This window comes from Thalassospira sp. MIT121401, assembly GCF_047125595.1.
Lineage (GTDB): Bacteria > Pseudomonadota > Alphaproteobacteria > Rhodospirillales > Thalassospiraceae > Thalassospira > Thalassospira povalilytica.
On the sequence record NZ_CP138926.1, the window covers coordinates 1407780 to 1421554 of the forward strand.

Annotated in this window: 11 protein-coding genes; 6 read left to right on the forward strand and 5 right to left on the reverse strand. The window is 55.5% G+C overall.

Going from position 1 to position 13775, the window contains the following annotated elements:
• Positions 1 to 77 precede the first annotated feature (77 nt).
• The 5 genes from SIB88_RS06365 to SIB88_RS06385 all read left to right on the forward strand — a co-directional run bounded on the left by SIB88_RS06365 (position 78) and on the right by SIB88_RS06385 (position 6720).
• Positions 78 to 1025, forward strand: coding sequence for a tripartite tricarboxylate transporter substrate binding protein (locus SIB88_RS06365; protein WP_101245665.1), 948 nt, complete (start codon positions 78 to 80; stop codon positions 1023 to 1025).
• A gap of 65 nt (positions 1026 to 1090) precedes the next feature.
• A complete protein-coding gene (locus SIB88_RS06370) occupies positions 1091 to 3163 on the forward strand; it encodes a tripartite tricarboxylate transporter permease (RefSeq protein ID WP_206926944.1) in 2073 nt (690 codons plus the stop codon).
• A 51-nt stretch (positions 3164 to 3214) separates the two neighbouring features.
• Positions 3215 to 4291, forward strand: coding sequence for a tartrate dehydrogenase (locus tag SIB88_RS06375; RefSeq protein ID WP_068519455.1), 1077 nt, complete (start codon positions 3215 to 3217; stop codon positions 4289 to 4291).
• 29 nt (positions 4292 to 4320) lie between these two features.
• The gene (locus SIB88_RS06380; RefSeq protein ID WP_412557652.1) at positions 4321 to 5601 is read left to right on the forward strand and encodes a glycerate kinase; all 1281 of its coding nucleotides are present in this window, start codon (positions 4321 to 4323) and stop codon (positions 5599 to 5601) included.
• 36 nt (positions 5602 to 5637) lie between these two features.
• The gene (locus SIB88_RS06385; protein WP_412557653.1) at positions 5638 to 6720 is read left to right on the forward strand and encodes a tartrate dehydrogenase; all 1083 of its coding nucleotides are present in this window, start codon (positions 5638 to 5640) and stop codon (positions 6718 to 6720) included.
• A gap of 54 nt (positions 6721 to 6774) precedes the next feature.
• Here SIB88_RS06385 and SIB88_RS06390 read toward each other — a convergent pair whose 3' ends face one another.
• Positions 6775 to 7746: a LysR family transcriptional regulator gene (locus SIB88_RS06390; RefSeq protein ID WP_412557654.1), complete on the reverse strand. Its 972-nt coding sequence runs from the start codon at positions 7744 to 7746 to the stop codon at positions 6775 to 6777.
• 119 nt (positions 7747 to 7865) lie between these two features.
• Between SIB88_RS06390 and SIB88_RS06395 the strand changes: the two genes are divergently transcribed.
• Complete coding sequence (locus SIB88_RS06395; RefSeq protein WP_412557655.1) at positions 7866 to 9029, forward strand: mandelate racemase/muconate lactonizing enzyme family protein; 1164 nt, start codon at positions 7866 to 7868, stop codon at positions 9027 to 9029.
• Positions 9030 to 9112: 83 nt separating this feature from the next.
• Here the strand turns inward: SIB88_RS06395 and SIB88_RS06400 are convergent, their stop codons facing one another.
• The 4 genes from SIB88_RS06400 to SIB88_RS06415 all read right to left on the reverse strand — a co-directional run bounded on the left by SIB88_RS06400 (position 9113) and on the right by SIB88_RS06415 (position 13765).
• A complete protein-coding gene (locus tag SIB88_RS06400) occupies positions 9113 to 9991 on the reverse strand; it encodes an amidohydrolase family protein (protein ID WP_412557656.1) in 879 nt (292 codons plus the stop codon).
• Between the two features lie 114 nt (positions 9992 to 10105).
• Complete coding sequence (locus tag SIB88_RS06405) at positions 10106 to 10762, reverse strand: dienelactone hydrolase family protein (protein ID WP_412557657.1); 657 nt, start codon at positions 10760 to 10762, stop codon at positions 10106 to 10108.
• 82 nt (positions 10763 to 10844) lie between these two features.
• Positions 10845 to 11819 carry a TAXI family TRAP transporter solute-binding subunit gene (locus SIB88_RS06410; RefSeq protein ID WP_250282293.1) on the reverse strand — a complete coding sequence of 325 codons (975 nt, stop codon included), beginning with the start codon at positions 11817 to 11819 and terminating at the stop codon, positions 10845 to 10847.
• Positions 11820 to 11821: 2 nt separating this feature from the next.
• Positions 11822 to 13765: a TRAP transporter permease gene (locus SIB88_RS06415; protein ID WP_412557658.1), complete on the reverse strand. Its 1944-nt coding sequence runs from the start codon at positions 13763 to 13765 to the stop codon at positions 11822 to 11824.
• Positions 13766 to 13775: the final 10 nt, after the last annotated feature.

The following is a 13775-nucleotide window of genomic DNA, read 5'->3' on the forward strand; positions in this document are numbered from 1 at the left end:
GGGTGTGCTTTGCCGTCCCTTCGTGACCAGCCGGTGCCAACAAAGTTGGTGCTGTTCATTCTACGGGAGGAATACCAATGCGTAAGCTCGCAATCGCGGCAGCCATGGCTGCAACCCTGGTTTCAACACAGGCATTTGCCGAATATCCGGAAAAGACGATCAACTACATCATTCCGTTCAACGCGGGTGGCGAGTCTGATGTTTCCGCACGTTTCCAGCAGCCCTATCTGGAAGAACTGGCTGGCCAGTCCTTTGTGATCCAGTACATGGCGGGTGCCGGCGGTGCACAGGCCTGGTCACAGCTTAACGGCATGGAAGGTGACGGCTATACGATCATGGGCATCAACCTGCCCCATACGATCCTTCAGCCGATGGAAAAGGACGTTGGGTACGAAACCAAGGACCTTACCTATATCAACTTCTTCCATTACACCCCGAACGCCCTGTTCGTTCCAAAAGACAGTGAATTCCAGTCGCTTGGCGAACTTGTGGAATATGCAAAAGCCAATCCGGGTCTTGTCACGCTGAGCGGTTCGGGATCGAATTCGGCCAACCATCTGGGTCAGGTTCAGTTCGATGAACTGGCCGGTATCACGACCACCTATGTCCCGTTCAGCGGCACCGGTCCGGCCGTTACCGCGATCCTTGGCAGCCAGACCACCGGTGGTTTCAACTATGTCACGTCCGGTGTGAATAACGGTGATGGCATGCGTATGCTTGCTGTTGCGTCCGAACAGCGCGTCAAGGCATTCCCGGATGTTCCGACCTTCAAGGAACTGGGTTACAACATTGTCGGTGGTGCATTCCGTGGTGTTGCCGTTCCAAGTTCAACCCCGGAACCGATCCGCGAAAAGATTTCGCAGCTGATCACCGATGTGAACAACAACCCGGAATTCCAGAAAAAGATGGAAGATGCGGGCTTTGTTCTGACCGACATTTCCTATGACTTCATCAATGACTTTGTCGCGGCCAAATCCGAAGAATACCGCGAAATCGCAGAAAAACTGGGCATTGCCAACCGGTAAGTGCCCGGTCTGAAACATTTGAAACTGCGACAATAAAAAGATTGGGATTGGAAAGGTCCATCGTCATGGAGCTCTTGGGTTATCTTGTTAATGCCTTGACGCCACTAAACATTCTTATGGCACTTGGTGGCGTCATTCTGGGCACTGTAATCGGTGCTTTGCCGGGACTCTCGGCAACCATGGCGGTGGCCGTTCTGGTCCCGTTTACCTTTACCATGGATCCGGCGACCGGTTTGATTGCACTGGGTGCGATCTATACCGGCGCCATTTATGGCGGTGCCTTTGCCGCCATTCTGGTCAACACACCGGGAACCCCGTCGGCGATCGCCACGACCTTTGACGGTTTCCCGATGGCCAAACGTGGTGATGGCAGTCTTGCAGTAACACTGGCGACGCTTGCTTCTGTTGTAGGCGGGCTCGTCGGGGGTGTGTTCCTGTTGCTGCTGTCACCACCGCTGGCCAAGGTGGCACTTGCCTTTGGCCCGCCGGAATATTTCTGGTTGGCGATTTTCGGACTGACTTTGATTTCGGCCCTGTCGGTTGGCAACACCATCAAGGGATTGCTGGGCGGCTGTATTGGTCTGATGCTGGCGATGGTGGGCGTTGCTGTGGTGGGCGGTGATATCCGCTTTACGATGGGCACCCATATGTTGCTGGGCGGGTTTGATATCGTATCGGCACTGATCGGACTTTATTGCATCCCGGTTCTGATTGATCTGGTTGCAACGCCGGACCCGCATTTGAAGGTAGAGCAGGGCAACCGTGGCATTCGCCTGCGCGAAGCATTCGGCATCGCCTGGGAAAGCAAATTCAACGTTCTGCGCAGCTCGATCATCGGGACTGTGATCGGGGTTTTGCCTGGTGCGGGTGGATCGATTGCCGGACTGGTTTCCTATTCCGAAGCACGGCGGTCATCGAAAAAGCCCGAAACATTCGGCAATGGCGCACCCGATGGCATTATCGCAACGGAATCTGCCAATAACGCAACAGTTGGTGGCGGTTTCATCCCGACCCTGGTTCTGGGTATTCCCGGTACGCCGCCCGATGCGGTCATTCTTGGCGCGTTGCTGGTACAGGGGATCAAGATTGGTCCGACGCTGTTTTCCCAGCAGGGCGATATCGTTTACACCTTTATCTTTGGTCTTTTGATTGCAACGGCCCTGATGTTGCCGGCCGGTTTGCTGATCGGGCGCTATGCCTATAAGTCGATTGCATCAATCCCCAAGACCCTTCTGGTTCCGACCATTGCCTTTTTGACCGTTGTCGGCAGCTTTGCCATCCACAGCAACCTGCATGATGTGCAGATGATGCTGGCGCTTGGTGTGATTGGCTGGCTTTTGAACCGGTGCGGTTTTGCGCCGTCGCCGATTGTGCTTGGTCTGGTGCTCGGTCAGATCGCCGAACAGGGATTTGTGCAGTCCTATCTGATCGGCAACGCGACCCATAATCTTGTCGGTATGTTCTTTGGGCGTCCGATCAGTCTGGCGATTGTCGCCCTTGCCGCTTTTACCCTGCTTTATCCGCTTGTCTTTTCCAAGCGCAAGGAAAACGCCAAGAAGCGCGCGCTTGATGCGGCGCGCAGCTATGCCGACAGTCAGGGATCAACCACCGTGGGTGACGTCGAACCGGTTGCGAAAAGCGGTTTTGCACCCCTGGCAGGATTGAAAAAACAGCTGGCAAAACCACGTGATCATGCGGGTATGTTCCTGTCTGTATTGCTGATTGGTGTGGCTGTCTGGGCATTTGCGGAAACATCTGCCATGACCCCGATGGGGTCGGTTTTCCCCAGCACGATTTCGGTGGCGATCATTGTCATGTCACTGATGCTTCTGGGGCTCAATATATTGCGTAAACCGGCAGGTCCGGAGCAAGGGGGCGTTGCTGACAATAGTTCAAACGCACGCCGGGTTGCTTTGGTCATTGCCATGATTGTCTGGGTGGCGGTGATCCCGATGGTCGGCTTTGGCATTGCTGCCATTCTGGCCTTCCTGATTTTGGGACGCGTTGCCTGTTACGAGCATATGTCGGCCAAGCGCATCCTTGGCGAAGCGGTCGGCGGGCTTGTGATTGTCGGGGGGCTTTATCTTCTGATGGCCGAAGTGCTGCTGATCAGAATGCCAACCGGCGCGCTTTTCTAGGACACGCGTCAAACCCGTATAAAATTAATCTGCAAACTGAAGAGACTTGTGATGAAGAACTATCGTATTGCTGCCATTCCGGGTGACGGAATTGGTAAAGAGGTTGTTGCGGCCGGTGTAGAAGTACTTGATGTCCTGGCAAAGCGGGATGGTGGCTTCACCATGAGCTTCGACAGCTTTGACTGGGGATCGGATTACTACAAAAAACACGGCATCATGATGCCAGCCGATGGTCGCGATCAGATCAAGGATCATGATGCGATCTATTTCGGTGCCGTGGGTGCGCCCGATGTTCCAGATCATGTGACTCTTTGGGGCTTGCGTCTTGCGATCTGTCAGCCGTTTGATCAATACGCCAATGTGCGCCCGACCCGTATTTTGCCGGGTATTGAAAGCCCGCTTCGCAATGTCAAACAGGGCGAACTTGACTGGGTGATCGTGCGCGAAAACTCCGAAGGCGAATATGCCGGGCAGGGCGGTCGATCGCATGTCGGTCTTCCCGAAGAGGTCGCAACCGAAGTTTCGATTTTCACCCGTGCCGGTGTCACGCGCATCATGCGGTTTGCCTTTGACCTTGCCCGGTCACGCCCGCGCAAGAAACTGACCGTGGTCACCAAAAGCAACGCCCAGCGCAACGGCATGGTGATGTGGGATGAAATCGCCAAGGAAGTGGCGGCCGAATATCCGGATGTCGAATGGGACAAAATGCTGGTTGATGCAATGACCATGCGCATGACCCTGCGCCCGGAAACCATTGATACCATCGTTGCTACCAACCTGCATGCCGACATTTTGTCTGATCTTGCCGCTGCCCTTGCCGGATCGCTTGGCATTGCACCGACGGCAAACCTTAATCCCGAACGCAATTTCCCGTCGATGTTCGAACCGATCCATGGGTCGGCTTTTGATATTACGGGCAAAGGCATCGCCAACCCGGTCGCTACATTCTGGAGTGCGGTGATGATGCTCGATCATCTGGGGGAAAAGGCGGCATCGGATCGTTTGATGCGTGCGGTGGAACGCGTTACCGCTGATCCGTCCCTGCATACGCCCGATCTGGGTGGTAAAGCCACCACCCGTCAGGTGACCGATGCCGTGATTGCGGCAATCCACGGCGATAACGTTTGATCGTGGGCAGGCAGATGACAGGGGATGACATGATGTCTGGCATTGGCGATAGCACGGCGATCAAAAGGTTCCTGACGGAACTTTTTGAAACGGCTGTGCGTGCTGCTGATCCCGATATCTGTGTGCCGGCGCATCTGCCTGCGCCGCCAGACGGACGCACGATTGTGATCGGTGCGGGCAAGGCATCGGCAAAGATGGCGCGCGCACTCGAACAGAACTGGTCAGGGCCATTGTCGGGATGTGTGGTCACGCGATACGGACATGCGGTACCGACCGACCATATTGAAATCATCGAAGCATCCCACCCGGTCCCCGATGCTGCGGGACTGGCGGCAATACGGAAGATCACAGAACTTGTGCGCGATCTGCGTGAGGATGATCTGGTCATTTGTCTGATATCGGGCGGAGGATCGGCGTTACTGGTTGATCCGGTTGCGCCGCTGGATCTTGCCGGGTTGCGCGACATCAACCGTGCCCTGTTGAAATCCGGTGCGGCAATTGACGAGATGAATTGTGTTCGCAGGCATATTTCAAACGTCAAAGGCGGTCGTCTGGCCGCGATGTGCCATCCGGCACGCGTTGTGACCCTGGCGATTTCCGATGTGCCGGGGGACAGTCTTCTGGATGTGGCATCCGGGCCGACCGTTGCTGATCCGACAAGCTGTGCGGACGCGCTGGCAATTATTGACCGCTATGACATCGCACTTCCCGATGCTGTGCGGGGCATGCTTGAAAATGGCGAAACCGAAAGCATCAAACATGACGATCCGCGCATTGCAAAATGTGAGGCCGTTCTGATTGCAACACCGCAAATGGCGCTGGAAGCTGCCGCGCGAAAGGCGCGTGATATGGGAATTACCGCCCATATCCTTGGCGATGCGATCGAAGGTGAAGCATCTGACGTCGGAACGGTCATGGCGGGTATCGCACGTCAGATCGTGCTGCGCGGGCAGCCGTTTGCGCGCCCTTGTCTGTTATTGTCCGGGGGCGAAACAACCGTCACCGTAAAGGGCAACGGGCGCGGCGGGCGCAATGTGGAATTCCTGCTGGGGTTGGCGGTTGCGCTTAATGGTTTGTCCGGGGTCTATGCGATTGCCGGGGATACCGATGGTGTTGACGGGCTCGAAGAAATTGCCGGTGGCCTGATCACACCCGATACCCTTGATCGCGCAATTGGTGCCGGGGTCAAGGCGCAAGAATATCTTGCAAACAATGACGGTCACAGTTTTTTTGAGCGGCTTGGCGATGCGGTGATTACCGGGCCGACTTTGACGAATGTGAATGATTTTCGTGCAATATTGATTAATTGATATCTGAATTAGTCCCACAAGGAGGAAATGGCTGAAATGGCTGGTAAACAACATAAGATCGCGGTGATCGCCGGGGACGGCATTGGCACAGAAGTCATGCCCGAAGGTGTTCGCGTCCTTGAAACAGCCGCCGAGGTCTATGGGATCGATCTTGCGTTTGATACGTTCGAATTCGGGTCCTGCGACTATTATCTCAAACATGGCCAGATGATGCCCGATGACTGGAAGGCACAGATCGGTAATCACGATGCCATTTTCTTTGGTGCGGTTGGTTGGCCCGATACGGTGCCCGATCATATTTCGCTGTGGGGATCGCTGATCCAGTTCCGGCGCGATTTTGACCAGTATGTCAGCCTGCGCCCGGCAAAGCTGATGCCCGGTGTGCCATCACCCCTTGCCGGTCGCAAGCCGGGCGACATTGATTTCTATGTGGTTCGTGAAAATACCGAAGGTGAATATTCGTCGGTTGGCGGGAAAATGTATCCCGGCACGGATCGCGAGATCGTTATTCAGGAAACGGTCATGTCGCGGGTCGGTGTTGACCGTATCCTGAAATATGCGTTCGAGCTGGCCCAAAAACGCCCGCGCAAACATCTGACATCGGCGACCAAATCCAACGGCATTTCGATCACCATGCCCTATTGGGATGAACGTGTTCTCGAAATGGCAAAGTCCTATCCGGATGTGACCTGGGACAAATATCACATCGATATTCTGACCGCGCAGTTCGTCATGAACCCGGATCGCTTTGACGTCGTGGTCGCATCGAACCTGTTTGGCGATATCCTGTCCGATCTTGGTCCGGCCTGCACCGGAACCATCGGTATTGCGCCGTCGGGCAACATCAACCCGGAACGCAAATTCCCGTCGCTGTTCGAACCGGTGCATGGTTCGGCCCCGGATATCGCCGGCAAGGGCATTGCCAACCCGATCGGCCAGATCTGGTCAGGTGCGATGATGCTTGATCATTTGGGCCATACCGATGCCCATGACGGCATCATGCGCGCGATTGAAAAGGTCCTGTTGTCGACCGAATTGCGGACGGCCGATCTTGGCGGTACGGCAAATACGGTCACCTGTGGCAAGGCAATTGCCGATGCGGTTCGCGAACAAGGCTAACCTCCCCAAGAAACGATAAGAACAGTTTCCCTTATATCCTGACCCGATCACGGCTTATTGCGGTGATCGGGTTTCTTTCTGGCCGGTGACATGGGCCCACAACCGTTCGGCAAGCGCACTTCGGCGATGGCGCGGGCGGGTAATGCGGATTTCAAGCGGGATGGACGGGGTCGGGTTTGTGCCCGTGTTCGTGCCCGCGACAAAGGGCTCAAATGACTCGAATATCTCGAAGGGTTCTAGCTGTCCTGTTTCAAGATCACGTGCGATCAGGCTTTCCGGAAGCCATGCGAAACCGGCACCATTTCTGACCATCGAATGCAATGTCGCCGCCAGATGGGATGTGAAATTGGCGGTGCCTTGCGGTGCGATTTCGCCGTTTTGATCGCTGGCGGCAATGATCCGGCCAAGCCCGGATTCCATGCTATAGGCCAGATAGGGCACGGGCGTCCTTGTTGCGTGCGCGCTTGCGGCAAGTGATGGGCTGATCACGGCCATCAGTCTGTCATGCCCGATCACACAGCTTTGAAACAGGGATGGCTGCAAACCATCGGGCGTATTGGAGGCATCGGGGCCATCCGGCCGGGCATGGGCAATCAGAAAATCTGTCTCACCTTTGAGCATGCGGCTTTCACAGGCCTGCATGCTGTCCGACACCAGATTAAGCGGGCCCAGTGCGATGTCTTCATTCTGGCGGCGTAGCCATTCCGGGATGAAGGTAAAGGACAGTGCATGGGTCGCTGCGATATTCAGCGACGTACAGGCTGTTTTCGCAAGTTCGGCGGCCTCGCGCTTGGCCTGTGTCAGCGAAAAGCAGATTGCCCGTGCATGGGACAGGAAATGTTCCCCGGACGGGGTCAGGGAAACAGAATGCGTGGTGCGTTCAACCAGGGGCGCCCCGACCCAGGTTTCAAGTGCCCGGATACGTCGGCTGAATGCCGGTTGGGTAATGTTTCTGATTTCGGCCGCACGTGAAAAATTAAGCGTCTCACACAATGCGATGAAATCTTCAAGCCAGCGCAATTCCATTCTGGTTATGCCAAATCTGTATAAACATAGACCCAGTTCACATTGGATGAATGGGCTTTGCAAGCCTTAATGTGTAGTCATTCATCACATTTACCGACGCCCATTACAGAGAGCTGGTCATGCAAATCGTCGATATCGTCGAAGTTACAAAAACCATCGCATCCCCGATCCGCAATGCCTATATCGATTTTTCGAAAATGACGGCCAGCTTGGTGGCGGTTGTCACCGATCAGGTGCGGGATGGCCGCCGGGTGGTCGGATATGGTTTTAATTCCAACGGACGTTACGGGCAGGGCGGCCTGATCCGGGAACGGTTCCGGGATCGCGTATTGTCGGCCGATCCGAAAAGCCTGATCAATGATGCGGGCGATAACCTTGATCCGCATCGCATCTGGGCGGCGATGATGCAAAATGAAAAGCCCGGCGGGCATGGCGAACGATCGGTTGCGGTCGGGACCATGGATATGGCGGTCTGGGATGCCGTGGCGAAAATCGCGGGAAAACCGCTTTTCCGTCTGCTTGCCGAAACATACGGGGGCGACGCCGATCCCAGGGTCTTTGTTTATGCCGCGGGCGGTTATTACTATCCGGGCAAGGATCTTTCGGCATTGCGTGCGGAAATGCGCGGATACCTAAATCGCGGCTATACGGTTGTTAAAATGAAGATCGGTGGGGCATCGATTGACGAAGACCGCCGCCGGATCGAAGCTGTTCTGGAAGAAATCGGTAACGAGGCCCAGCTTGCGGTCGATGCCAATGGTCGCTTTGATCTGGAAACCGCAATTGCCTATGCCAAGATGCTGCGCGAATTTCCGCTGTTCTGGTACGAAGAAGCCGGCGATCCGCTCGATTATCAGCTTCAGGCCGCCCTTGCCGATTTTTATCCGGGCCCGATGGCAACAGGGGAAAACCTGTTTTCCCATCAGGATGCCAGAAACCTGTTGCGTCATGGCGGCATGCGCCCGGATCGGGACTGGTTACAGTTTGACTGCGCGCTTTCATACGGGCTTGTTGAATATCTGCGCACGCTTGATGTTCTCAAGGTTCACGGCTGGTCGCCGAAACGCTGCATTCCGCATGGAGGGCATCAGATGTCGCTTAATATCGCAGCCGGTCTGGGGCTTGGTGGCAATGAAAGCTATCCCGATCTGTTCCAGCCCTATGGCGGTTTCCCTGATAGCGTAAAGGTCGAACAGGGCTATATCACCATGCCTGAACTGCCCGGCATCGGGTTTGAAGGCAAATCCGATCTGATTTCGGTGATGCGCGAACTGGCCGAATAACGCGCCGCACAAACAAACACCCGACAATCGCGCACATGGTGTTGCGGTTGTCGGGTGTTCTCGTTTGATCCGGGTCGACCGGGTTATTTCGGATCGTAAAGACGGGTCGGATTGTCGATCAAAAGGGCGCGTTGCTGTTCGGGTTTGGGGGCAACGCGTGCAATATGGTCAACCAGTTTGCCATCGTCTGGCACATGGCTTTTCATGTTGGGATGTGGCCAGTCCGTGCCCCAGATCACGCGATCGGGAATGTCTTCGACGATCGCCTTGCCAAAGGCCACAACATCGTCATAGGGCGGGCCAGCAACTGTCAGGCGTTCCGGGCAGGTGACCTTGACCCAGATATGGTCATTTTCGCGCACCAGTTTGCGGAAACGCTCAAAGTCCGGGTGATCAACGCCCTTGGTGACATCGGGGCGGCCCAGATGATCAATCACCACCGTTACCGGCATATCGATCAGGAACTGCTCAAGCCCCGGCAGGTCGGCGGCTTCGAAATAAACAACTATGTGCCAGCCATACGGTTTGATCTTTTCAACGATCTTGAGGAAATGGTCGCGCGGCGTATCATCAACCAGTCGTTTGACGAAATTGAACCGCACACCCCGCACGCCAGCCGCATCAAGTTCATCAAGATGTTCCTTGCTGACATCCGGGCGGACGGTGGCAATGCCGCGATAGCGGCCATTTGATGCCAGAAGTGCATCGACAAGCGCGCGGTTATCCGCACCATGACAGGTCGCCTGAACGATGACGGATCGATCAACGCCCAGATATTTGTGCAACTCAAACAGTTTGTCCTTGCCGGCATCGACCGGGGTGTATTTCCGTTCCGGTGCAAACGAAAAATCTGCCTCTGGCCCGAAGACATGGCAATGGGCATCCCAGGTTCCTTCGGGCAGGGTGAATTTCGGTTTGGACGGGTTGGGATGGAAGGGAAGATAATCTGGCGATGGGGGCATGGGTATCCTCGTAAATACCGTCAGGCGCCCGGCAGGCAGCGCCACATTTGGCGGCCGTGCTAGGACGCAGGATCAAGGCAAGTGGTGGTAAAGCCAAAACTTGGTCGGGCCGGATTACCCGACATGTTTTGCAAGGAATTCGGCCGTGCGGGCATGTGCCACATCGGCTGCATCCGCGACATAGGACGGGCGCGCATCATTGGCAAAGGCATGACCGGCGTCATACATGTGAATTTCCATATCCGGCAAATAAGCCTTGGCCTGATCAAGCATTTCGGCGGGAACATGGTCATCCTTGCTGCCGAAATGGCCAAGGAATGCAGCCTTGAGCGGGCGGTCAAGATATTGCGGCAAACGCGTGCCGTAAAACGCAACACCTGCCGCAATATCAAGATCCTGTGCCGCGCGCAGGGCCAGTCCGCCACCCCAGCAAAAACCGATCACACCGACTTTGCCCCCATTGGCAGCAAGTGCTTTGACCGTGGCATCGATATCGGCAACGGTTTTCTCAAGATCCGATGCCAGCATCATGTCGCGGCCACGCGGGGCCTGATCAAACGGAATTACCGCATCGCGTTCCTGACGGTCAAACAGGGCCGGGATCGCAACTTCATAGCCAAGGGCTGCATATTTGGCCGCAACTCCTTTGAGCTGGTCGGTCACGCCGAAGATTTCCTGAAGGATAACAATCCCGCCGCGACGTTCGCCGACAGCCGGCTCAAACCAGCAATTCAGCGAATGGCCATCCGATGCGGTAATGGTCTTCATCATGTCATGTGTTCCTGTTGTCTTGTGCCTGTGATGGTCAATGCGTTACCGGCAAATCGGACCGGTAACGCATGATAGATCGCGGTTATTTGCCGACCGGAATGCCGGCTTCTTCATAATATTTGATCGCGCCCGGGTGATAGGGCATCAGGTTTTTCGGGGCCATCTTTTCAGGTTGGGCACGGGCAAAGGCGCCAAAGGTTGCCTTAAGCGCATCGCGTCCTTCGGCGATTGCCTTGGTCAATTTGTAAACCAGATCGTCGCTGACATCTGCATTGGTCATCAGAACCCAGGGGATCTGCATCAGGTTGACGTCATAGTTCTGAAGGCCATTGATCTTTTCGTTCTGTTTCATCGAAACGATATCGCCGGCGGGCAAAAAGCCCTTGAACAGTGACGTGCCGATCACGGAATTATCCAGCGAGATATAGCAAAGACCGCCACGGTCCTGAAGTTTCACGCTGGCCTGCTGACCGGCACCGGCATTCAGACTGACAAGTGCGATATCCACCAGACCGTCACCAAGGGCGTTGATCCCGGCAACAAAATTGGCAACCGGAACCATCTGGAAATCTTCGTATTTCAGGCCGGCATTGGCAAGACCACCCATGATGTAATAGGGGATGATGGTCGATGACGTATATTCCGAGGCAATGCGAAGCTCGGATGCCCGCTCCTTAAGGTCATCAACCGATTTAAGGTTGAGATCACAAGGCGCCATCAGGCCGGTGGTCAGCGGGAACATCGTTCCGACCAGACGCATATTGCCATTGGCGCGGTCATAGTTGCCGGTCCCGGAATAGGCATATTCCGCTTCGACGCCGTTGGAGAAACCGAAATCAACCTCGCCCGAATTGATCAGCGGCAAATACCCGACCAGCGGCTGGGTCCGCGCGATGATGCCCGCATCATTGGCGACTTTCGCAACGGCCTGACCGGAATTATAGGCAAGTGAGCCTTGTGCGCCGGTGGCGACGGTGACGACCTGGGCGGATGCGGCACTTGCACTGATTGCAAGGCCCATCAGCCCGGCAGACAATGCCTTGGTAAGTTTGTTCATTTTCAGTTTCCTCCTGATTTCACTTCGTTCTTTTGGTGTGTTCCCTGAAACCGCAGGCCGACAGCCAGCAAAATGGCTGCGATTGCGGCGATGATGTGAAGTTGATTGCTGAATGCGGCGGGCAGGAAGCCCAGCGGCAAGGCGGCAAAGCCAAGAATGGTAAAGGCGATGCGCAACATCGGCCCAAGACCACGCGACCAATACCCTACAATCCCGGCGGTTACGGCAATCACCCCGATGATCGCAAGACCAAGGTTAAGGGCAATATCGATCCAGCTTCCCTGCATCAGAATTGCCGGGGTTTCGACAAAGATGAAGGGCAGGATAAAGGCCGCCCAGCCAATGCGCATGGACGCAATCCCGGTGGCAAGCGGATCATCCTCGGTGATTGTTGCCGCGGCAAAGGCGGCAAGGGCAACCGGCGGGGTAATCATCGACATCATCCCGAAATACAGGATGAACAGATGTGCCGCGATCGGATCAATTCCGGCTTCGACCAGGGATGGTGCAACCAGTGCGGCCAGCAGGACGTAAACGCCCGATGTCGGCATGCCCATGCCAAGGATCACACAAATCACTGCCGATACGGCAAGCAGCAAGAAGGCGTTTGATCCAACCGCATCAACCAGAACCAGTGTCAGGGCAAAGCCAAGCCCGGTAATGTTGAGAATACCGATCACGAACCCGGCCGCCGCCACCACAAGGATCAGGTCAACCATCCCGGTTCCGGTTTCAACAAAGGTCCGGCCCAGCATTCGGGGTGTCAGTCGATATCCACGATACCCGCGCACGAAACCGACAATGACAATCGCAACCGCCGCCAGAAGGGCGGAATCCTCGGGATCCATTCGCCACCAGAACAGGGCAGCCAGAAGGACAGCAAACGGGATGATAAAGTGCCAGCCTTCTTTCAGAACCTCGCGAACCGTCATGGTGTCCGTATCGGCAGGCTGAATGTTATCGCGTCCGGCAATCAGGTCGACTTGGGTGAAGACGCTCAGATAATAAAGGATGGCTGGGATAAGTGCGGCGCCGGCGACCGTGAAATAGGAAATATCAAGGAACTCGGCCATCAAAAAGGCCGCCGCCCCCATGATTGGCGGGGTAAGCTGCCCGCCGGTTGACGCCACGGCTTCAATCGCACCGGCATCGCGTTTGGTATAGCCGCCGCGCTGCATCAGCGGGATGGTCACCACCCCGGTGGTGACGACGTTCGATACCGCACTGCCCGAAATCGATCCGAACAATGCCGATCCAACAACCGAGATTTTGGCACTGCCACCCCGTGATCGACCGGTGGCCGCCATGGCAAGATCGGTAAAGAAGTTCCCGCCACCCGCAGCAAACAGCAATTTGCCAAAAAAGACGAACAGCATGACGATGATCGTGCCGACCGCAAGCGGGGTGGAAAACACCGCATTCGGGTCAAAGCCGATATACTGGACCATCCGTTCAATGGTCAGTGCCTTGCCGATCAACTGACCGGGCACCTTGTCGGCGAACAATGAATAGACCATGAAAACAAGGACGATGGCAAAAAGCATCCAGCCGGTCCGCCGACGGATCCCTTCGACCACGCCAAGCGTTACCACAGCACCAATCAGGGTAATCTGCCAGGGACGATAAGCCTGTTCTTGCAGCAGCCAGACAAAATCAAGTGCTGCATACATCAGAACTGCAAATATGATCGCCGCAACCGTGCCGTGGAACCAGCCGATGGTTTGCTTTTCCTCGCCGCGGAAATTGAACTTCAGATAGGCGATGGTCAAAGCCATGCCGAGCTGGAAGGCCATATATTGTTGTGGCAAGACAGCAAAGCCCAAGCGGATCGGTGCTTCAAGATTCCAAAGAATACAGGCAACCACCATGCTTGATGCCAGCACGGTAATCAGATGATTGCGCAGGGATGCCGAATTGATCATGGCCGTGCCCCCGTTTTTGCGCATATCGGCACGA

What these genes read in the sequence shown, in the direction of transcription:
- SIB88_RS06365 (WP_101245665.1), top strand. Translation starts at nt 78, where the DNA reads ATGCGTAAGCTCGCAATCGCGGCAGCCATGGCTGCAACCCTGGTTTCA.
- SIB88_RS06370 (WP_206926944.1), top strand. Translation starts at nt 1,091, where the DNA reads ATGGAGCTCTTGGGTTATCTTGTTAATGCCTTGACGCCACTAAACATT.
- SIB88_RS06375 (WP_068519455.1), top strand. Translation starts at nt 3,215, where the DNA reads ATGAAGAACTATCGTATTGCTGCCATTCCGGGTGACGGAATTGGTAAA.
- SIB88_RS06380 (WP_412557652.1), top strand. Translation starts at nt 4,321, where the DNA reads ATGATGTCTGGCATTGGCGATAGCACGGCGATCAAAAGGTTCCTGACG.
- SIB88_RS06385 (WP_412557653.1), top strand. Translation starts at nt 5,638, where the DNA reads ATGGCTGGTAAACAACATAAGATCGCGGTGATCGCCGGGGACGGCATT.
- SIB88_RS06390 (WP_412557654.1), bottom strand. Translation starts at nt 7,746, where the DNA reads ATGGAATTGCGCTGGCTTGAAGATTTCATCGCATTGTGTGAGACGCTT.
- SIB88_RS06395 (WP_412557655.1), top strand. Translation starts at nt 7,866, where the DNA reads ATGCAAATCGTCGATATCGTCGAAGTTACAAAAACCATCGCATCCCCG.
- SIB88_RS06400 (WP_412557656.1), bottom strand. Translation starts at nt 9,991, where the DNA reads ATGCCCCCATCGCCAGATTATCTTCCCTTCCATCCCAACCCGTCCAAA.
- SIB88_RS06405 (WP_412557657.1), bottom strand. Translation starts at nt 10,762, where the DNA reads ATGATGAAGACCATTACCGCATCGGATGGCCATTCGCTGAATTGCTGG.
- SIB88_RS06410 (WP_250282293.1), bottom strand. Translation starts at nt 11,819, where the DNA reads ATGAACAAACTTACCAAGGCATTGTCTGCCGGGCTGATGGGCCTTGCA.
- SIB88_RS06415 (WP_412557658.1), bottom strand. Translation starts at nt 13,765, where the DNA reads ATGCGCAAAAACGGGGGCACGGCCATGATCAATTCGGCATCCCTGCGC.